A 19734-nucleotide genomic window follows, 5' to 3' on the forward strand; every position below is an offset into this window, starting at 1 on the left:
CCTCAACTACTTTTGAAGTCATCCATGCGGAAAGTTTGCAGCCCAATCGCTGAACAAGCGAACGCTCTTTCTATTTTCCTGTAGGTTTGGCATTGTCAGGAAGTTTGACAAACACGCGATCGCCTGGCTTAACTCCTTTAAGAATTTGCGTCTGGTTTTTCACAGTTGTACCAATCGTAACTGGCCGGAACTTCGGCTTATTCGTTTCATCGGGCATGAGAACCCCAATCTCTCCACCTTCAGACACGATCGCCACAGTCGGCACAACCAAAGCATTATCGATCTTTTGTCCGATAAATTCGAGATCTATATTCATGCCCGATCGCAACTGGTTTTCTCCAGTCTCTAAAAGGATGCGCACTTGAAACGAAGTCACATTTTGCTCGATTACGGCTTCAGGAGAGATCAAGCGTACCCGACCTTTATAAACGCGATCTGGAAATGCATCTGCTGTAATCTCCACCTGCTGACCAATCTTGATTTGCGCGATATCGACCTCGGGCACTTTCGCTAAAATTTCTAAACCATTCGCGAGTGTCACAATCGAGGTAGAAGTTGCCGAGTTACTCGCCGAAGCTGCGGTGGTTGGTGTGACAAAAGCTCCAACATTAGAAAACTTCTGCGTGATGATGCCATCAAATGGAGCCACAATCACCGTATCTTGTTGTTGTACTTCTACATTTCTGAGAGACGCGATTTGACTTTCTAACGCTGCTTCTGCTTGAGCAATATCTTCCACGCGGCTGCCGTTTTGGGCTTGCTCTAACTGACGTTGTAGATCCTGTAGATTAGCTAAAGCCGTACGTTCGCTTGTGATCACTTCGTCAAAACGATCTTGGGTAATTGCCCCCTGTGCCAGTAAATCTCGATAGCGATTCACTCGGACATTTGCCAGATTCGCACTAGCTCTCGCGGATTCCATGCGGGCGCGAATCGAGGCGACTTCTTCAGAACGACTGCCATTTCTTAATTTTGCTAAAGTCGCTTCGGCAGAGGCAACATTGGCTCTTGCTTGCTGGACTAAGGGTTCAATGTTGCTATCATCCATGCGAGCGATGATTTGTCCTTTTCGCACGCGATCGCCTTGCTCTACCAAAAGTACTGTGAGTTTCCCTGCTTGCTTGGGGCTGACATTCACGCTTTGAATTGGGACAACCGAGCCACTCGCTTTGATTTTGATGCTTAGCTCTGTGGAAATTACGGCTTCTGTTGCGTTCGTGGTGTCTGCTGTTGTATCCCCACGATTCAACAGGCGAAAAGCCGTGAAGCCAATCCCTAATACACCTACGAGCGTTAGGACTATCAGCCAAGGTGGCAGCCCTTTCTTGGGTTCTGTTTGCTTAGGCTGCTTTCGATCGGGTTCTGCCTGAGCTGATTCTATTGGATTTCGATCGGGTTCTTTTTTGCCAAGTAGAGGAATTTGCATCACGTTATAATTTTTGACTATTTTTTGAGTAATCCTCTATCTATCACTACATCCTAATCATTAACCTAAACAGGCTAAGCATTCACACAGACAGGAGGATAATTCAGACAAAAGTTTCTCGCGAATGCATTAAAATATCGCAGATCTTTTGGATTCGATATAATTATGTTTGCGCCCAACACCACAGCCTAATTTAGTACAACTTAGGTAAAAAAACATCACCCCTTAGCACGAAAATTCCTATGATCAGCGGCAAACAGATTTGCTCTGAAATATGTGATGGCAAAGTCGAAGCCTAGTCTAACTCATTGGCTAATACATTAGCGATCGCACGTTTCGCATCGGTGCGAAATTCTTGAACATTCACCCGACTGAGCAAACTTACAGCTAGGATCATGACACATGCTTCCCAAACAAATACAAAACTGTAGGCAAATATGGGGGTATCAAATATTTTTTTACCAATATCTAGCACGATACCGCCTGATAGCGTCGCCAATCCTCTCGCGATCGCTTGGGACAACCCCCAAGCCCCCACAAATGTGCCTGCGGTCTCAGCAGCAGTGAGATCGAGCATGAGACTGAGCGCACCTGAAGTTGTAATCCCAGAGGCAAACCCAAAAAGTGCCAGAGCTGCTTGCAGTACCCAAGTTTTCTGTAAAAAGCCTGATATCAAAAGCAACAGACAACTGGCTGCGACCAAATAACAGCCCAGTCGCGCCGAGGCTTGTTTGCCAATGCGTGGAATTACTAAAAAACCAGAAGCACTTAAACCAATCAGCGTTCCCATGCCAAAAGCAGCATTAAGTTGTGTGGTTGCACAAATGCTCATGCCAAATACAGCACCACCAAATGGTTCCATAATGGCATCTTGCATAAAAATACCGATGGTCATCATTAATAAAAACGAGAAAAATAGCCCTGTTTGCTTACTGGCTGTCAGTACCCGCAAAGCACGCCCCAAGGTGAGTTTGTCTTCGCTGACTTCACTGCCGTTGAGGATCTCGTTTTGCGCTACGCGAAATTTATACCGCGAATATTTTTTTTCAATGCCATAGGTGGCAAATACTGTTAAACCAACGACCGCCCCTGGAACAGCTAAAAACACCAAGTTGATCGCTGATTGCAATTGTGTCAGGCGATCGCCTTGGGCATAAATGGAAATATTGCTGGGTGGAGTACCCGTACAGGGTAATAGCCGCGAAACTACAATTGCCCCAATCACAATGCCGACCATCAACATCGACCAGACGATGCTAACTAGTTTTGAGCGCTCCTCTTCGTCAGAAATATCAACAAGCAGTGCTGCAAAGGGAGTAGAGCTTAAGCTGATAGAAATACCATAAAGGGCAAACATTCCACTCAAAAGAACTACCCATCCGTAGGTGCTTCCAGTCCAGCCAACTTCATAAACACTACGTCCTAATTGCCACATGACTTGAGTCGTGAAAAAGCCAACAATCGCAAACATAACTGCCCCAATCCAGACATAGCCCGTACGATGCATCCCAAAAATTGTTTTGGCATCGGATGTTTGCCCGAACCATACTCTAGCGGGAGAGACAAACAAAGGCATAGCGATAAACCCAGCGGCAAGCGTGGCAGGGATGACGAGTTCGTTAATCATCAGGCGATTTAGTAACCCTGCAATCAACAAAGACATGATGCCTAAACCCATCTGAAATAATCCCATCCGAAACATGCTTAGCAAGTTGAGTTTCGGATGATTGGAGAGACTAGGTAATTCTGGCTCTGGAGTCAGAGAGGATTGGTTTGGGCTATTCATATCTAATTTTCAGTGAGTTCGGGTTCAAACCTATGATTACTTTCAGGAGTTTGCAGGGCTTCCTTACGAGTTCCATTAGCAACCCCTAAAATGGCAGCTAAGAGGAACCATCCCAAAAAATTGATGCGCGGATCGAATATGGTCACATCAGTTGTTTGAAAAATCATACAGCAACCAAAAGCGGTTAAGTAGGTAAAGAGGATTAGGCGATCGGGTGCATTCAGTCGATAGAATTTAGCGGATGGATCGCCAGAGCGATCGCAAAGACACAAAATTCCTTGCATCAAAACCCAACCTACTAATCCCAAGAAAAATAGCGCGATCGGAATTCCAACAGACACAGTTAACATCAATACAAGATTATGCGGATGCCCCAACCATAGATGGGTCTGCGCTTCGTAGAGCTTGCCAAAACTTTGCAACCCCCACCCCGTCCAAGGTCTTTGCTGGGTTAGATTAATTGCCACTTGCCAGATCGTCGTTCGCAAATCAGCAGCTTGGGTCTGATACATCTCGCCATTTAGTCTTGACCAAATTGCTTTTGGAACCACCCACCGCAGCCATGTTTGTACGGGATTAGGGCCAAATGCTGCCCAAGAAACACCCCCAATTAAACTCACTACCATGCCAACAATGATGCGTTGGCGATGATAGATCGCAAATGCCAAAAACGTTGCGATCGCAGCAATCCAGCCATTACGAGAATTTGTTAAAAAGAGACAAGTCGCAATCAAGAATAGAATGCCACTCAAAAAAGTTAATTGAATTTTTAAATTACGATCGCTATGCTTATCTAAATTACAATCGACATATTGCGCAGTCCTGATTCCCCATAATGCTCTGAAACGGTGATGGGTATCTACCCACAGCCCCATTGCGATCGCAAACACAAGCGCTAAATCGTGGGCAAACAGGTTGGCATGTTTAAAGGTTCCCGTCATGCGACCGGGTGTATCAGAACCTTCGACAACGAAGCGAGCCAAATCAAAATTGGTATAGGTTGACCAACCCAGATAAAACTGTCCCAACCCAATCGCGATCGCAGGAATTGCCCCAATTACCAGCAGCCATGCTAAACGACGTAGTTGCTCGGGGGTCTGGATTAATACCACAATTCCAGCAAACATGATGATGAATGGAAGGAAATTAAAAACCCCTAAAAATGATTCAAGCGGGTTGAGCGCAAATATGGAGACAACCAATAGGCAAACAATAAAGAGAAAAAAGCCCTGTGTAATCCGAGCCTTTACAATTTCCTGAAATCGACGATACCAAGGGATGAACATCACTAATAGTAAAGGTGCGATCGCAAACACAATATTCCAAGAAATAAAAAATATTCCCCACTGCAAACCTTGCCAAGCCAATTGCAATTTGGGATCTGGTAACGGACAGTTCGCAAATTCAAACCGAGTCCACAATTTCGATCGCTTAAACTGAAATAAACGAGAGAAAAAATCCATACACCCCACCCACATTGATATTTAGAGATCTCAGAAGTTAAATATTAGAGAGAAGTTTAATCTAATGTTGATGAGGTTGCTGACAAGATATCTCTGGTACGGGGTCATAGCCCCCAGGATGCCAAGGATGACAGCGACAAATTCGTTTTACCGCCATCCCACTCCCTTTCCATGCCCCAAAGCGCTCGATCGCTGTCAGCGCATACTGAGAGCAGGTGGGTTGAAATCGGCAACTAGGAAGCGTCAAGGGAGAGATACAAAAACGGTAAAAACGAATGAGCCAAAGTAAGATAGTTTTCATAGTTGATATTTTAGAATAGATTGAATTGGGTAAATCTTGATGTCAAAATCTCAATCCCTGACGATTGCCGTGATTCAAGCGGCTCTTGATGTTGATGCCACGACCGATGCCGCCATCAACATAGCCAAGATTACCGATTTTGTCTTAAAAGCCTCCGAGCGAGGCGCACAGGTGATTTTGCCTCCAGAACTCTTTGAAGGTGCTTATTTTTGCCGTGAAGAACGCGATCGCTTTTTTGACTGGGCTCATCCCGTCGCCGATCACCCGACGATTCAGCACTTTCAATCTTTAGCCCAAAAGCTCAAGGTCGTTATCCCGCTCTCTTTTTTTGAGCGTGCAGGACAAACCTACTACAACAGCCTTGCCACGATCGATACCAATGGTGAGGTACTGGGCATTTATCGGAAAAGCCACATTCCCGATGGTCCTGGCTATGAGGAGAAATTTTATTTTCGCCCAGGGAATACGGGTTTTAAAGTCTGGCAGACCGCCTTTGGCAAGATTGGGGTGGGCATTTGTTGGGATCAATGGTTTCCCGAATGCGCCAGAGCCATGGCATTGATGGGGGCAGATGTGTTGTTGTACCCAACCGCGATCGGTTCTGAGCCTGAAGAACCCGACCTGAATACCAAAGATCCTTGGCAACGTGCCATGATCGGTCATGCGGTTAGCAATGTGATTCCTGTGGCAGCGGCAAATCGAGTTGGTAAAGAAGGGAGCCAAATCTTTTACGGTCACTCATTTATTGCCAATCATCGCGGTGATAAAGTTGCCGAACTTAACGCCACCGAGGAGGGAATCTTGCTTGCCCAATTTGACCTTGAGACGATTCGCCGCAATCGTGCTTCGTTTGGCTTTTTCCGCGATCGCCGCCCAGAACTTTATAACATTCTCACAACGGCGGATGGGGAACTTTAGTTACGACCAAGCCCATTTGCGTTTCACGGGCTGTCTTTCCTCAATTGGCTTGACGGGTACTGCAATCTCTGAGAGCGGTAACGATCTTACCGCTCGGCTAAAGACATTGGTTTGATGGACAATCGCATTATCAATGTCTAGAGCCGTCAGCCAACCGCTTTTAGGGTGGTAAGCCCCCGTATCGATATCTAGCCAACCAGCACCCAAGGCAAGTTGCCCAGGCTCGACCTCAGGGAAAATAAAGGTAATTGTATGTCCTGTAATAATTGTCTTATTGGGGAAATAAGGTTCTGTACTGCGGTGAAATCTTTCTCGAATCCAACAAAATTCTTCTTCGCCTTGCTCTTCTAAAGGTAAGTAAGGATTTAACCCTGCGTGAACTAACCAAACATCACCCAAATCGAGGTATAAAGGGAGCTGTGTCATCCATTCTACATGAGACTCAAGCATACCGTTTTCACCGTAGCTTTCTAGGGTTCTAATGCCGCCATTGACCAACCATCCGTTCCACACAGTTGAGGTGTCAGGTGCGGCAAATGCTTCGATGCACATTTGCTCGTGATTTCCCTTTAGGCAAAAATGACCCTGTTGCATCACCCAAGCCACCACAGCAGAGCTTTGGGTACCGCGATCGATCAAATCCCCCAAAAAAAACAGCTGATCTGTAGGCTGTAGGTTGATTTGCTTAATCAACATCATTAGCCCGTCATATTGACCGTGAACATCTCCAATGACAAATCGGCTCAATGTATTTTATCCCCGGATCTAAAATGAAATTGCAATTTTGACTAGCATATCTCACAAAATAAGTTGCATAAGGGTCGGGTCTCTAACCAATTTTAACTTTATTTATGCTTTTTAAACCTCAATCCAGACAAAGTAAAGGTGTCAACACTAGATAATTTTATTTTGCCTATCATTTAGGAAAGTTTACCCAGCCGAAACCAAGAATAAAAGCTAATTTTATTGCTGCAACAAAGCTTAAACATTTACTTGCAAGGATCGGATATTCGCTGTGACTGTCGAATGACTGACTAATAATTTTTTTGGTTGCATCAGATTCATAAGGATGACGAGTGTTAACAATTGTGTCTGCAATTCGATCTAACGAACGAGATGTATAGGAACCCGAATTGCTTGGAACGCCATAGTCTAGCAATCTCCACTTAATATCACAAGACAAAGAAGTTCTCATTTCTCGAACGACTGTTTCACGAATAGCCTTCCATTCTCGAATATATTTATCATCACTAGATTGAAGCTTGCGACGATTTAATTGCTCGTTAAAACTGTAGAAAGTTCAATCCGATCGCTAGATCTCCTGATTCCTTTACGGACGAGGAGAAGAGATCCTCGGAAGCCAAGAGGCTTCAAGCAATTGATGCGAAAGCATCGAATACGCGACTTTCTCGTCGCAGAGAGCTAAAAAAATTTGTTTCTGTCCGCCTAGGATATAGCGCATCAGGTTTCTGGACTTTTACCATCAGCGGTACAGTCAGCTCAAATTTGTGCTTTATATAAGCAAAAAATACGGATTGAGTTTACTTTATAAACTAAAATACCCCATAAAGTATTAAATAATAACTAAGGATCTTGATCGAACCGCGAGAATCGGCTAGGATAACAAGTAAGAAACTGTCAATTTACAAACCTATATTTGGAGAGGTCAATTGCAAAATAAAAAGCCTCCTAAACGCAAACCTACAGAGAAGCAACCAGAACAGTTTCAGCAGTTAGACGATCGAGATAGATTGCTGTTACAACTCTTACAAGAGAATAGTCGGACTAGTAATGCAGAATTGGCTCGTCAGTTAAATCTCACACCACCTGGATTGCAAAAACGGCTCAAAAAGCTAGAAGACAGTGGTTGCATCGACGGATACGTAACGCTAGTAAATCGTGAGGCCTTGGGACTCGATCTCCTCTGTTTTACCCAAGTTACCCTCAGCCACAATCAACCAGAATGTGTAGGTCAGTTTTGCGAGCGTATGCAAGGGCTACCAGAAGTATTGGAATGCCATCACCTGACTGGTGAATTTGACTATTTGTTAAAGGTCGTCGTGCCAGATCACCAAGAATTAGAACGATTTCTCAATGAAGAAATTACACTGATTCCCGGCGTTGATAAGGTGCGAACCAATATCGTTCTCAATCAAATTAAAGCTTCTACTTCTCTACCCTTAGATACTGAGTTGAATTCTATAGAAGTCAAGACCTAAAAAGCTTCTAGGATCTTACGAATATTTGGATGGGCGATCGCGTCAATCCAGATCGTGACTGCTATAGAAAATTACCCCACCCTAGCCCTCCCCTTGCAAAGGAGAGGGACTGGATTTCCAATCTTCCCTTTACCCTGTGGAAAGTCGCTTTGCGACTCATGTAAGGATAAATTAAGGGGGATAAGTCCGACTTGTGCGCATAAGTTACCAATGGAAAGTTCGCGCAAGGTGGAGAAATCGCAGTAAAACTCAGTAGCACCTCGATCTAAAAGCAGTTTCTACCAGAAGTAATGCCAGATCTCACCTTAGGGGAGGGAGCTACGATGAAACATATAGAAGGAACGCTACTGGGGTATGAGGGATGCCATCTCTACTATCAAAGCTGGCAACCAGAGGGACTGAGCCAAGCGATCGTCGTTCTCGTCCATGGGTTGGGTTCGCATAGTGGCGTATTTCAAAATGTGGTGGACTATTTAGTTCCCCAAGGCTATGAAGTCTATGCCCTAGATTTGCGAGGACACGGACGTTCAGAGGGACAGAGGGGCTACATCAATCGTTGGCAAGAATTTCGCGAAGATCTTCATCTTCTATTTCAGCAGATCCGATCGCAACGGGCTTGCTGTTCGTACATCCTCTGGGGACATAGCTTAGGTGGGACGATTGTGCTTGATTATATCTTGCACTATCCCGATAATATTCGCGGTGCGATCGTCACTGCGCCTGCTTTGGGCAAGGTGAATATCTCTACTTTTAAACTTTCCTTGGGGAGAGTATTTTCTAAAATATTGCCACGTTTCAGTTTGAAAGCTGGACTGCACAACGAAGAAAACGCAAGAACCCCTGAAGCGCAACTCGCCTACGAGCAAGATCCCCTAAGACATGAATATGGAACCGCTCGGCTAGCAACGGAATTTTTTGCAACCGTGGACTGGATTTACAACCATGCCTCTGAGTTGAAAATCCCATTGCTGATTATGCATGGGAGTGCCGATCGCGTCACCCTCCCCGAAGCCAGTCGCGCCTTTTTTCAAAAAGCGATCTTTCCCGATAAAGAACATCGAGAGTATCCTGACGGTTATCACGATCTGTATGTGGCTGAAAATTCTCGCAAGGTATTTACCGATTTAGAAATCTGGCTCGATCGCCATTTAGAAGGAGCGCAAACCTGCCAATTTTTCTTGGAGAATACTTTGCAGAATGCGGCTTTGGTTCCCCTAGGGCACACGTTACCTTCCCTTTTAGAAGAGGCATGTCAGCGCTATCCCAATGCTAAGGCGCTCAATCAATGGACGGAAAATGGTTGGCGATCGCTATCCAATCAAGCATTCAAATCGGCAACGGAATCCTTGGCGATGGGGTTGCTGGGTTTGGGTTTGGAGAAAGGCGATCGGGTTGCTTTTCTGATGCACAACGATCTGAATTTTGCGATCGCGGATATGGGTTGTCTGTTGGCAGGCTTGGTGGATGTACCGATTGACTTGACGCAAACTCTAGAGAATATTTTCTTTGCGCTGTCCCACAGCGAAGCCAAGGCTCTGATTGTGGCAAATTTGGATTTATTAAAGCAAATTGCCCCCTATTTGGGCAAAGCGCCAAATTTACAGCAGATCGCGATCGCCGAAGTTCCGGTAGATTGGCAACCGACGCGATCGGCAAAAGCCTCTTCATGGGAATCCCTGCTAAATTCCGATCGCTCAACTCCGAGTGATGGGTTAGAATTCACCGAAACGATTCCTGCCGATGCCTGTCTGGATTTGCATACATTCCTGCATGGAACGCCTACGGAAACTCGTGTAGAAACCCGCGATATTCCTCTGCCCCAGTGTTTGCAGGTGTTTTCCCTCAATGAGTTGCAAGCCCAAGGACAGCGTCAGACGACCGCGAACAACCTCCAAATTTTGCGATCGCGTTTGACATCCAAGGATCTGGCAACGATCATTTACATTCCCGCCGAGACAGGGAAACTGGTGGGTGTGATGCTGACCCATGAAAACCTTTCTGGGAATGCTTTAGCTGCTTTTGCGAGTTTAAAGGGCTTGGAGTGGGGCGATCGCGAGGTGTCCCTTTCCTTTTTACCCCTCACCCATGTGTTTGCGCGTTGTCTGTTCTACGGTCATCTGTACTACAGTCACAGCGTTTACTTATCCCATCCCAACCGAGTCCTCAAACATTTAAAGGAAGTGCAACCTACCGTCCTCGCTTCCGTGCCTCTGTTACTGGAGAAGTTCTACAGCAAAATCGCCGAGCGCAATCAGAAACTATCCTGGTGGGAACGACGAATTTCCACCTGTGCCTTGCATCTAGCGCAGCAATACGAAATGGGACAAAAGCCCCGTGGATTATCCGTATTGCATACAAAGCTTGCGATGAAAATTGCAGATGGATTGGTGTATTCTCAATGGCGATCGCTATTTGGCGATCGGCTTAAATATCTGCTCAGTGGTGGTGCTGCCTTAAGTGCCGAAATCGCCAATGTGTTCAGTGCCGCAGGCATACCGATCTTGCAAGGCTATGGCTTAACGCAGACGGGTGGAGTGGCCTGCTTCAATCGCTTGGACAACAATCGCGCAGGTACGGTGGGGAGTCCGATTCCTGGGGTAGAAATTGCGATCGCCACCGATGGCGAAATTCTCGTACGGGGACTGTATGTTACGCCCGGCTATTACAAAAATGCCGAAGCCACACTGGCAGCGATCGACGCGCAGGGATGGTTGCATACGGGCGATTTGGGAGCCTTTACAGCCAATGGTTTGCTCAAAATCACAGGTATGAAGAAAGCTCTATTTAAGCTCTCTACGGGGAAATATATCGCGCCACAGCCCTTGGAAGCACACTTGCGGGCATCCACCTTGGTCAAACAAGCCGCGATCGTTGGTTCCGATCGCAAATTCTGCTCGGCATTGATCTTTGCGAATCTCAGTGCTTTACGCGATCGCTTGCGGACGTTGGGGTTCCCCGAACTGAGCGTCACGCTAACCAATGACGAACTTTTCCGTCACCCCTGTATTCTGTCACTCTATCGTGCCGAGATCGATGCGATCAACTGCCATTTACCCTATTGGGCGAATGTCAAGCGCTTTCTACTGAGCGATGCCGAATTGACTGTAGAAAATGGTTTGCTGACGGAATCCCAACAGATCGATCGTGCTGCTGTTACCAAACACTTCTCTCGCGAGATTGATGCTCTGTATGGCGAAGGCAATGCAAGCGATCGCAAAGACAAGAAAAAGGCAAAGAATTTAGAAACTGAAGACGCACAACTCGACTGTGCCGATTATGCCGCGATCGCCTGCCCAATTTTTACCCAGTCGCTCAATCCCCGCTTTACGACCTAATGAATTCTTGCTCCCCTTCTCCCTGTCGGAGAACGAGAGACGGGGAAGAGGTCAAGTTATCGCTTTAAAAATCTATCATCCCTAGGAGGATTAGAATTATGTTTACCCCACTCCGAACCGTTGCCGTTCTTGGTGCAGGCGTTATGGGCAGTCAGATCGCCGCCCACCTTGCCAATGCTGGTCTCACCGTGCATCTACTCGATCTGCCTGCAAGTTCGGGTCGGAAAAACGACCTAGTGGAATCTGCTTATAAGAAAGCCCTGAAACTATCGCCACCCATTTGCTTTACTGAGAAAACCTCGCGGCGCGTCATTCTCGGCAATTTTGAAGAACATTTCGATCGCTTGGCAACGGTGGATTGGGTGGTGGAGGCAATTGTAGAACATCTACCGACAAAACAAGCCTTGATGTCACGATTAGAATCCGTCGTACATCCTGATGCGATTATTTCTACAAACACCAGTGGTTTGCCCATTCACGCGATCGCCAAGGGACGCACGAAATCTTTTCGCAGGCGCTTTTTAGGAACGCATTTTTTCAATCCGCCACGCTATCTCAAATTATTGGAACTAATTCCCACAGAGGATACTGACGCGCAGGTGTTGGCAAGAATGCAGTGGTTTGGGGAGTTACATTTAGGCAAGGGCATTGTGATTGCCAAAGACACGCCTAATTTCATCGCCAATCGGATTGGCATGTATGCCACGCTTCTCTCTGTAAAGGCATGGACTGAGCAAAATTACACGATCGCCGAGATTGATGCCTTAACTGGGACATTGGTGGGCAGACCCAAATCCGCCACCTTCCGCACTGCCGATCTGATCGGGCTGGATACCCTCACCTACGTCGCCGACCATCTTTATCCTGCTATCCCTAACGATGAGAGTCGCGAGATCTTTCAAGTGCCCGAGGTGATGCGAAAACTGGTTGCTACGGGAACCTTGGGCGCAAAAACGGGACAGGGTTTCTATAAAAAGCAGAAGTCCGAAATTCTTGCCCTCAATCCTGAAACCTTGACATACGAGGCTACAGATTCTATGGATTCTCTGGAGATTGCAGCGATTGCGAAATTGCCCAAGCTTGCCGATCGCCTGCTGGAACTATATCGCGATCCTGGTCGAGCTGGTGAATTTTTCCGTCAAACCACACTGGAAATCTTGGCATACAGTGCCCGCAGGATTCCTGAAATTGCCGATAGTCCCCTCGATATCGATCGCGCTATGTGCTGGGGCTTTGGCTGGGAATTAGGACCCTTTGAACTTTGGGAAACGCTGGGCTTTGAAACGGTCTTGTCGGATATGCGATCGGCGAATATACCTATACCTACATGGATAGAAATCCTAGACTCCGAGGGCGGGAAGCGCTTTTACCAAGAAGATATCCATCAGGATCTGGAAGTCTATCGACACGGACAGGGCTACGCTAAGGTTCCGTTCCTAAAGGATGCGATCGATTTAGACGCGTTAAAATTGGAACCCAAACTGACCTTATGGCAAAATTCCGAAGCCGCACTGCTCGATCTGGGCGATGGGGTGTTACTGTACGAATTTCGCTCTAAGGGCAACACGCTCAGTTTCAAGGTAATCGAGGGGCTATCGGAATCCCTAGACATTTTGGTGTCGGGTAACTATAAAGGCATGGCGATCGGCAATGGTAGCGATCATTTCTCTGGTGGGGCAAATCTGCTGGAAATGGTCACAGCCGCTCAATCGGGCAATCTTGGCGTCTTGGAAAAACTGATTGTGGATTTCCAAAATCTCCTGCATCGCATTTACTACGCCCCCAAACCGATTGTTGCCGCCATTCAAGGGCGGGTGCTTGGGGGAGCTTGCGAACTCGTGCTGGCTTGCCCCCATGTGATTGCCGCCGCAGAAACCTATATGGGGTTGGTGGAAGTCAGCGTCGGTCTGATTCCGGGTGCAGGCGGCATTCTCCGTACGGTCAAGCGTGCGGTCGAACGTTCGGCATCAGAAGCACCAAGTCACATTCAGCCGTTAATTTCGCGCGTGTTTGAAACGATCGCCATGGCAAAGGTTTCTTCTAGCGCCCACGAAGCAAGGGAAATGGGCTACTTGCCTGACAATGCCAAGATTCTCATGAATGGCGATCGCCGTTTGGCTGTAGCAAAAGCGGAAATCCTCCATTTGGATCGCCTTGGTTACCTGCCACCGATTGAGAACAATCACATCATGGTGCTAGGTCGTCCTGGTAGGGCAGTCTTGGAACATACCGCCTATCTCTTCCAACAGGGTAGATATGCCAGCGAATACGATCGCTATCTTGCCAATCGCCTTGCTTATGTAATTACAGGTGGCGATCTCTCTTCTCCCGCCTTGGTTTCAGAACAGTATCTTTTGCAATTGGAACGCGAAACCTTTTTGCCACTATTGGAGCAACCCAAGACGCAGGAACGCATTGCCCACATTCTGAAAACGAAAAAGCCACTGAGGAATTAGGAACCTCTCCCCCAGCCCCTCTCCTTGCAGGAGAGGGGAGTTTGGCTCCCCCTTCCCTTAAAGGGAAGGGGGCAGGGGGGATAGGTCAATCCGATCTTGATTACGGAGATTGAAAACAATGAAAGCTATGAATGAAACATATATTGTCAGTAGCGTGCGCACCGCAGTGGGTAAAGCACCGCGCGGTACGCTGAGAAACATGCGTCCCGACGATCTGGGCGCGATCGCTTTGCAAGGGGCATTGCAAAAGATTCCCAACCTTCCCACGGACAGCATCGACGATGCCATCTTTGGTTGTGCTTTTCCTGAGGCAGAACAAGGATTTAATATGGCAAGGGTGATCGCGAGGCGAGCAGGACTTCCCGATACGGTGGCAGGGGCTACGGTCAATCGCTTTTGTGCTTCGGGTTTGCAGGCGATCGCGATGGCATCGCAGGCGATCGCCACAGGACAGGCTGAGGTTATGGTTGCGGGTGGGGCAGAGTCCATGAGTCTGATTCCCATGGGCGGTCATGTGATGCTACCCAACCCAGTTCTGATGGAAAACATACCCACCGTGTATAGCGCCATGGGGCATACTGCCGAGAATGTAGCGGAACAGTATCGCATTTCCCGCGCCGATCAGGATGCTTTTGCCCTGCGCTCCCACGAACGCGCGATCGCGGCAATGCGATCGGGAAAACTCAAGGATGAAATCATTCCTGTCACTGTGCGCGAAACGCTGTATGTGGATGGTAAACCTGAGACGAGTGAAATCGTACTATCCACAGATGAGGGAGCGCGTTCCGATACCAGTTTAGAAGCCTTAGCGAATCTACCTCCAGCTTTTCGTTTGGGGGGTAGTATCACTGCTGGCAATACTTCGCAAATGTCCGACGGTGCAGCGGTTTCGATCCTTGTAAATCAGAGGAAATTGCAGGAACTGGGACTGCAACCCCTCGGTCGCATGGTGGGATTTGCGGTTGCAGGCGTGCCGCCTGAAATTATGGGCATTGGGCCGATTCTCGCCGTTCCTAAGGTACTCCATCAAGTCGGTCTCGCCTTAGCGGATATCGGCTTGATCGAACTAAACGAAGCCTTTGCTGCTCAAGCCTTAGCTGTAATTCGCAAATTGGGCTTGGATGAGGATATCGTCAATGTCAATGGGGGTGCGATCGCCTTGGGACATCCCTTAGGCTGCACGGGAGCCAAACTCACAGCTACGCTTCTGCATGAAATGAGACGACGTAGCGTTCGTTACGGACTGGTGACGATGTGTGTGGGTGGTGGCATGGGAGCCGCTGCTATCTTTGAGAATTTAATGCTTTAGGGGAAACAGAATCATGATTACTTTATCTTTGGCTGTGACTGTTCCAATTTTGTTGGTGGCATTTGTGCTATTGGGGTATATGGGTGCATCCCTATGGCAGTGGTCGGTCTACGGTGCGATCGCGCTTTTACTACTCAACGCACCTGTTTGGATTTTGGGAATCTTTGGTATTCTTGCGCTTGTCTTCAACCTGCCATTCCTACGGCGGCATGTTGCCACAACTCCCATCATGAAAGCGATTCGGGCGCTCAAACTTTTGCCTAGCATTTCGGCAACGGAACAAGCCGCGATCGAGTCAGGCACGGTTTGGATTGAGGGCGAATTCTTTTCAGGGAATCCTAACTTCCAACGCATCCATAGCGAACCCTATCCCACCCTAGATCCTGAAATTCAGTCTTTTCTGGATGTCAAGGTAGAAAAAGCCTGTACCATGGCAACGGATTGGGAAATTCATCGTCGCAAAGATATGCCTCCCGCCCTATGGGACTATCTAAAACAAGAGCGATTTTTTGGCATGACGATTCCAAAATCCCATGGTGGCTTGGGCTTCTCCAGTCTTGCCTATAGTGCCGTGATGATGAAGTTAGCCTCCCGTTCTTTTATCCACACTGCCACGGTGGGCGTCACGAATTCCCTCGGCCCCGCTAAATTGCTACTCAATTATGGCACAGCCGCACAGAAAGAATACTATTTGCCGCGATTGGCAAAGGGTGAAGAAATTCCTTGTTTTGCCTTGACGGAACCTAGTGCGGGTTCCGATGCTGCCAGCATTACGGCTAAGGGTGTGGTATTCAAAGCAGAAGATGACAATCTATACATTCGGCTGAACTTCCGCAAACGTTATATTACTTTGGGGGCGATCGCTACCCTGCTCGGACTTGCTTTCAAACTTTACGATCCCGATAATCTCTTGGGCAAGGGTGAAGATGTAGGAATCACCTGCGCTCTGATTCCCAGTAATACCGCAGGCGTGATTTTAGGCAAGCGACACGACCCCATGGGTGTGCCCTTCTACAACTCCCCCATCGAAGGTGCAAACGTTATAGTTCCAATTTCGCAAATTATCGGTGGTGTGGAACAGGCGGGTCACGGTTGGCAAATGCTGGTGCAAACCCTTGCCGCAGGTCGGGGAATTAGCTTCCCTGCCACCTGTACGGGCGTAGCCAAGTTCGTCACGCGGGTAACAGGGGCATATGCTGCCGTGCGCCGACAATTCGGCTTGCCGATCGGACGCTTTGAGGGTGTGGAAGAACCTCTAGCCAGAATCGGTGGCTTGACCTATCTTATGGAAGCAGCAAGGGTTTATACCTGTGCGGCAGTCGATCGCGGCGAGAAACCTGCGGTAGCAGCGGCGATCGCCAAATATCAATTTACCGAACTCGCCAGAAAAATCGTCAATGATGGCATGGATACGCTCGGTGGTGCGGGGATTTGTCGCGGGCCTCGTAATTTGCTTGCGAATCTCTATACTGCCATGCCCATCCCAATTACGGTTGAGGGTTCCAATATTCTCACGCGCACGATGATGATTTTCGGACAGGGCGCAATTCGTTGCCACCCCTATATCTATCAAGAAATTGATGCCCTGCAAAAACAAGATGCGATCGCTTTAGATCTGCTTTTATGGAATCATCTTGGTTTTACGGTCAAGAATGGATTCCGCAGCCTGCTCTTGAGCCTGTCGCGCGGTCATCTTGCTCATAGCTCGGATTCTATGGGAACGGCAGTAGGTCTTCCGAAGGAAATCGCTCGTTATTATCAGAAACTAACTTGGGCATCGGCAACCTTCGCTTTCCTTACCGATTGTGCCTTCTTACTCTTTGGTGGCAGTTTAAAACGTCACGAAAAACTCACAGGACGCTTTGCCGATACGCTCTCTTGGCTGTATTTAGGCAGTGCTACCCTACGACGCTTTGCTGCCGAGGGTCAGAAATCAGAAGATCTTCCCTTTGTAAACTGGGCGATGCAATATAGCTTGGCACAAATCCAACTAGCATTAGAAGGAATTCTTGATAACCTGCCCTTGCCTGCGATGATTCGCGTCCCTCTCCTCGGTTGGTGTCGTTTGAATCCCATCGGTAGTTTGCCTACCGATACCCTTGGCAGTCAGATTGCGAAAAGCCTCCAAACCTTTGGCAGCGATCGCGATCGCCTCACATTTGGCATCTATATTCCCACCGACCCTAACGAGGCACTAGGTCGCCTAGAAAATGCCTTTAGCCTCAGCGATCGAGCCGAAATAGTCTTCCAAAAACTAAAACTAGCCATGCGATCGGGACAGTTGCTTCAGATTAAACTGGATAGCGATTTAGACCAAGCGATCGCGCTAGCTTTAAGTGCAAATATTATTTCTGAAGCTGAAGCAAACCTTCTACGGGAAGCCGAACTAGCACGCAATGATGCGATTCAGGTCGATGCGTTTAGCTTGGATGAGTATATGCAAGGGACGAAAGTTGACAACCATGAGAAACATGAGAAATTTGATGCTCCCAGTGCGATCGTGGCGAAACCGCTAGCAACTGCAAACCTATAGCAGTCCTAACTGAGTCGTAATAATTCATTTATAGCGCAGACATCTTGCCTGCAAGGGCCTTCAGCTCTTACTACATTAGCAAACAATTAAGGATCGCTATATGGCCGCAAAGTGGCGAAATTTATTTGCAACTATAGAAATCAACGAACAAGGAAAGAAATTCTAGTACCCTGTCGAAAAGGTTTACAGAGCCTACACCTTATATATTGCTGCTTAAACCATTTTTGAATACGGCTTGAACCCAAAACAATCTAATCTTACGAAACATTAAGATTGATTTTGTTCAAACCCAACAATGGTTAGCTAGCCCTGAATCTAGATGGTTTTGCCAGAGCTTATCCTCTAATCCCCTACAATAAAAAAGTTAGCTCTGTAAGTACAACGACCAATGGTAACAACTACCACTTCCACCAATACGCTCAAATATTCGATCGTCGGAGCCAAACGCTTCAGTAATTATTGTTTTGCCATCATTGTTGCTGTAGGCGCTGTGGGCTTTCTTTTAGCTGGCTTATCTAGCTTCTTTCATGTCAATCTTTTACCATCGGCTGAGCCTCTCCAAATCGATTTTCTTCCTCAAGGATTGGCACTCAGTCTGTATGGCATTGCTGGGACATTGCTCGATCTCTATCTATGGTTCATCATTACCATTGACCTAGGTGGCGGCTTTAATGAATTTAATCTCGATACAGGCAAAGTTCGCATTTTTCGGCAAGGCTACCCTGGTAAAAATAACCAAGTAGACTTTGAGTATGCGATCGCAGATATCCAAGCTGTGCGGGTCGAAATTCGGAATGGACTTAGCCCCAAACGTGCCCTGTATCTTAAAGTCAAAGGCAAAGGCGATATTCCGCTCAGCGAGGTAGGACAACCGATCTCTTTGACAGCACTCGAAGATAGAGCCGCAGAATTAGCCAGATTTCTCTCCGTACCGCTAGAAGGGCTTTAGAATAATTTCGCTTTTCGGTGTTTGCTTGCTAGTTCGTTTGGGTACGATCTAAATCAAGTTTTTTCGATTGATTCGATCGGATTTTCAAGACAATTTGTCTACGACACTCGCATAACTACGTTCAGTTTGGATTTTAAATAAATATGTTGCGCCAAATCATTAGTTGCTTTTTAGTTGTTAGCGTATTGCTATTAACGGCTTGTAGTTCCTCTGGATTGTCATCTACAGCCAAAACTACGCAATCTACCGAGGCACAAGCTACAGCAACAACAACCAAAGAAACGGTAAAACCCCCTATTGCCAACAAGACTTCTGAGCCAACAGCAATCAAGGTTCCATCGAATCCGCTTACTGCCAAGCTACCACAACTAAACGGTAGTGCCACTGTGCAAATGAAGCTCAAATCTGGAACTGTGACGATTGAAGTCGATGGAAATAATGCCCCAATCACTGCGGGAAACTTTGTCGATTTGGTCAGTCGAGGTGTGTATAACGGCTTGACGTTCCATCGGGTGGTCAAAGATCCTTCTCCGTTTGTCGCTCAGGGTGGCGACCCTTTAGGCAATGGCACGGGTAGCTTTATTGACCCAGTGACAGCTCAGCCACGTTATATCCCTTTAGAAATTCTCCCCGTAGGTAAGAACGAAGCAGTCTATGGTGAGATTTTGCCAACCACTGATAAACCTAAATTACAACATTCGCGTGGCGCGATCGCCATGGCGCGATCGCAGATGCCCAACTCAGCCTCCTCTCAGTTTTACTTTGCTTTGGCTGATATTTATTTCCTCGATGGTTCCTATGCCGTATTTGGCTATGTAACTGATGGGATGAAGTTAATCGATGGCATTCAAGCGGGCGATCGCATTGAGTCTATGACAATTGTCAAAGGTGCAGAGAACCTCAAACAGCCTGCTTAAGCAAATTGGGTTTAGGCTTCTATGAAATATCAATGAGCCACTTGGGATGTACAGCCTTAAAAGCTTGACCGCTGAGCTTTTCTGCTAAACATCGAAATCAGTAAGCCCTCCTATCAAGAGGG

At 47.2% G+C, this 19734-nt stretch carries 13 protein-coding genes; 8 read left to right on the top strand and 5 right to left on the bottom strand.

Annotated elements, in window-relative coordinates; all coding sequences use genetic code 11:
• Positions 1-70: 70 nt before the first annotated feature.
• From ACP2WE_RS09030 to yidD, 4 genes are all read right to left on the bottom strand, one after another.
• Positions 71-1426, bottom strand: coding sequence for an efflux RND transporter periplasmic adaptor subunit (locus ACP2WE_RS09030; RefSeq protein ID WP_425215219.1), 1356 nt, complete (start codon positions 1424-1426; stop codon positions 71-73).
• A gap of 295 nt (positions 1427-1721) precedes the next feature.
• The gene (locus ACP2WE_RS09035; RefSeq protein WP_425215220.1) at positions 1722-3212 is read right to left on the bottom strand and encodes a BCD family MFS transporter; all 1491 of its coding nucleotides are present in this window, start codon (positions 3210-3212) and stop codon (positions 1722-1724) included.
• A gap of 2 nt (positions 3213-3214) precedes the next feature.
• The gene (locus tag ACP2WE_RS09040) at positions 3215-4675 is read right to left on the bottom strand and encodes an O-antigen ligase family protein (RefSeq protein ID WP_425215221.1); all 1461 of its coding nucleotides are present in this window, start codon (positions 4673-4675) and stop codon (positions 3215-3217) included.
• A gap of 61 nt (positions 4676-4736) precedes the next feature.
• Positions 4737-4976: a membrane protein insertion efficiency factor YidD gene (gene yidD / locus ACP2WE_RS09045; RefSeq protein ID WP_425215222.1), complete on the bottom strand. Its 240-nt coding sequence runs from the start codon at positions 4974-4976 to the stop codon at positions 4737-4739.
• Positions 4977-5015: 39 nt separating this feature from the next.
• Here yidD and aguB point away from each other — a divergent pair, with 39 nt between their 5' ends.
• Positions 5016-5894 carry an N-carbamoylputrescine amidase gene (gene aguB / locus ACP2WE_RS09050; RefSeq protein WP_425215223.1) on the top strand — a complete coding sequence of 293 codons (879 nt, stop codon included), beginning with the start codon at positions 5016-5018 and terminating at the stop codon, positions 5892-5894.
• On the opposite strand, the gene ACP2WE_RS09055 is transcribed toward aguB, so the two are convergent.
• Positions 5895-6641, bottom strand: a complete 747-nt coding sequence (locus ACP2WE_RS09055) for a metallophosphoesterase family protein (protein WP_425215224.1) — start codon at positions 6639-6641, stop codon at positions 5895-5897. It lies immediately after the preceding gene.
• Positions 6642-7564: 923 nt separating this feature from the next.
• On the opposite strand from ACP2WE_RS09055, the gene ACP2WE_RS09060 reads away from it, so the two are divergent.
• From ACP2WE_RS09060 to ACP2WE_RS09090, 7 genes are all read left to right on the top strand, one after another.
• Complete coding sequence (locus ACP2WE_RS09060) at positions 7565-8113, top strand: Lrp/AsnC family transcriptional regulator (RefSeq protein ID WP_425215225.1); 549 nt, start codon at positions 7565-7567, stop codon at positions 8111-8113.
• A gap of 323 nt (positions 8114-8436) precedes the next feature.
• The gene (locus ACP2WE_RS09065) at positions 8437-11448 is read left to right on the top strand and encodes an alpha/beta fold hydrolase (protein WP_425215226.1); all 3012 of its coding nucleotides are present in this window, start codon (positions 8437-8439) and stop codon (positions 11446-11448) included.
• 98 nt (positions 11449-11546) lie between these two features.
• On the top strand, positions 11547-13904 hold the full coding sequence (locus ACP2WE_RS09070) for a 3-hydroxyacyl-CoA dehydrogenase/enoyl-CoA hydratase family protein (RefSeq protein ID WP_425215227.1): 2358 nt from the start codon (positions 11547-11549) through the stop codon (positions 13902-13904).
• Between the two features lie 127 nt (positions 13905-14031).
• Complete coding sequence (locus tag ACP2WE_RS09075) at positions 14032-15213, top strand: acetyl-CoA C-acyltransferase (RefSeq protein WP_425215228.1); 1182 nt, start codon at positions 14032-14034, stop codon at positions 15211-15213.
• Positions 15214-15226: 13 nt separating this feature from the next.
• Positions 15227-17746, top strand: coding sequence for an acyl-CoA dehydrogenase (locus ACP2WE_RS09080; protein ID WP_425215229.1), 2520 nt, complete (start codon positions 15227-15229; stop codon positions 17744-17746).
• A 388-nt stretch (positions 17747-18134) separates the two neighbouring features.
• Positions 18135-18695: a photosystem I assembly protein Ycf4 gene (locus tag ACP2WE_RS09085; protein ID WP_425215230.1), complete on the top strand. Its 561-nt coding sequence runs from the start codon at positions 18135-18137 to the stop codon at positions 18693-18695.
• A 143-nt stretch (positions 18696-18838) separates the two neighbouring features.
• Positions 18839-19612, top strand: a complete 774-nt coding sequence (locus ACP2WE_RS09090) for a peptidylprolyl isomerase (protein WP_425215231.1) — start codon at positions 18839-18841, stop codon at positions 19610-19612.
• The last annotated feature ends 122 nt before the right edge of the window (positions 19613-19734 follow it).

The organism is Tumidithrix helvetica PCC 7403 (assembly GCF_965232925.1).
In the GTDB taxonomy this organism is placed as follows: domain Bacteria; phylum Cyanobacteriota; class Cyanobacteriia; order Pseudanabaenales; family Pseudanabaenaceae; genus Tumidithrix; species Tumidithrix helvetica.

What these genes read in the sequence shown, in the direction of transcription:
- ACP2WE_RS09090 (WP_425215231.1), top strand. Translation starts at nt 18,839, where the DNA reads ATGTTGCGCCAAATCATTAGTTGCTTTTTAGTTGTTAGCGTATTGCTA.
- aguB (WP_425215223.1), top strand. Translation starts at nt 5,016, where the DNA reads ATGTCAAAATCTCAATCCCTGACGATTGCCGTGATTCAAGCGGCTCTT.
- ACP2WE_RS09030 (WP_425215219.1), bottom strand. Translation starts at nt 1,426, where the DNA reads ATGCAAATTCCTCTACTTGGCAAAAAAGAACCCGATCGAAATCCAATA.
- ACP2WE_RS09080 (WP_425215229.1), top strand. Translation starts at nt 15,227, where the DNA reads ATGATTACTTTATCTTTGGCTGTGACTGTTCCAATTTTGTTGGTGGCA.
- ACP2WE_RS09070 (WP_425215227.1), top strand. Translation starts at nt 11,547, where the DNA reads ATGTTTACCCCACTCCGAACCGTTGCCGTTCTTGGTGCAGGCGTTATG.
- yidD (WP_425215222.1), bottom strand. Translation starts at nt 4,976, where the DNA reads ATGAAAACTATCTTACTTTGGCTCATTCGTTTTTACCGTTTTTGTATC.
- ACP2WE_RS09085 (WP_425215230.1), top strand. Translation starts at nt 18,135, where the DNA reads ATGGTAACAACTACCACTTCCACCAATACGCTCAAATATTCGATCGTC.
- ACP2WE_RS09035 (WP_425215220.1), bottom strand. Translation starts at nt 3,212, where the DNA reads ATGAATAGCCCAAACCAATCCTCTCTGACTCCAGAGCCAGAATTACCT.
- ACP2WE_RS09075 (WP_425215228.1), top strand. Translation starts at nt 14,032, where the DNA reads ATGAATGAAACATATATTGTCAGTAGCGTGCGCACCGCAGTGGGTAAA.
- ACP2WE_RS09065 (WP_425215226.1), top strand. Translation starts at nt 8,437, where the DNA reads ATGAAACATATAGAAGGAACGCTACTGGGGTATGAGGGATGCCATCTC.
- ACP2WE_RS09040 (WP_425215221.1), bottom strand. Translation starts at nt 4,675, where the DNA reads ATGGATTTTTTCTCTCGTTTATTTCAGTTTAAGCGATCGAAATTGTGG.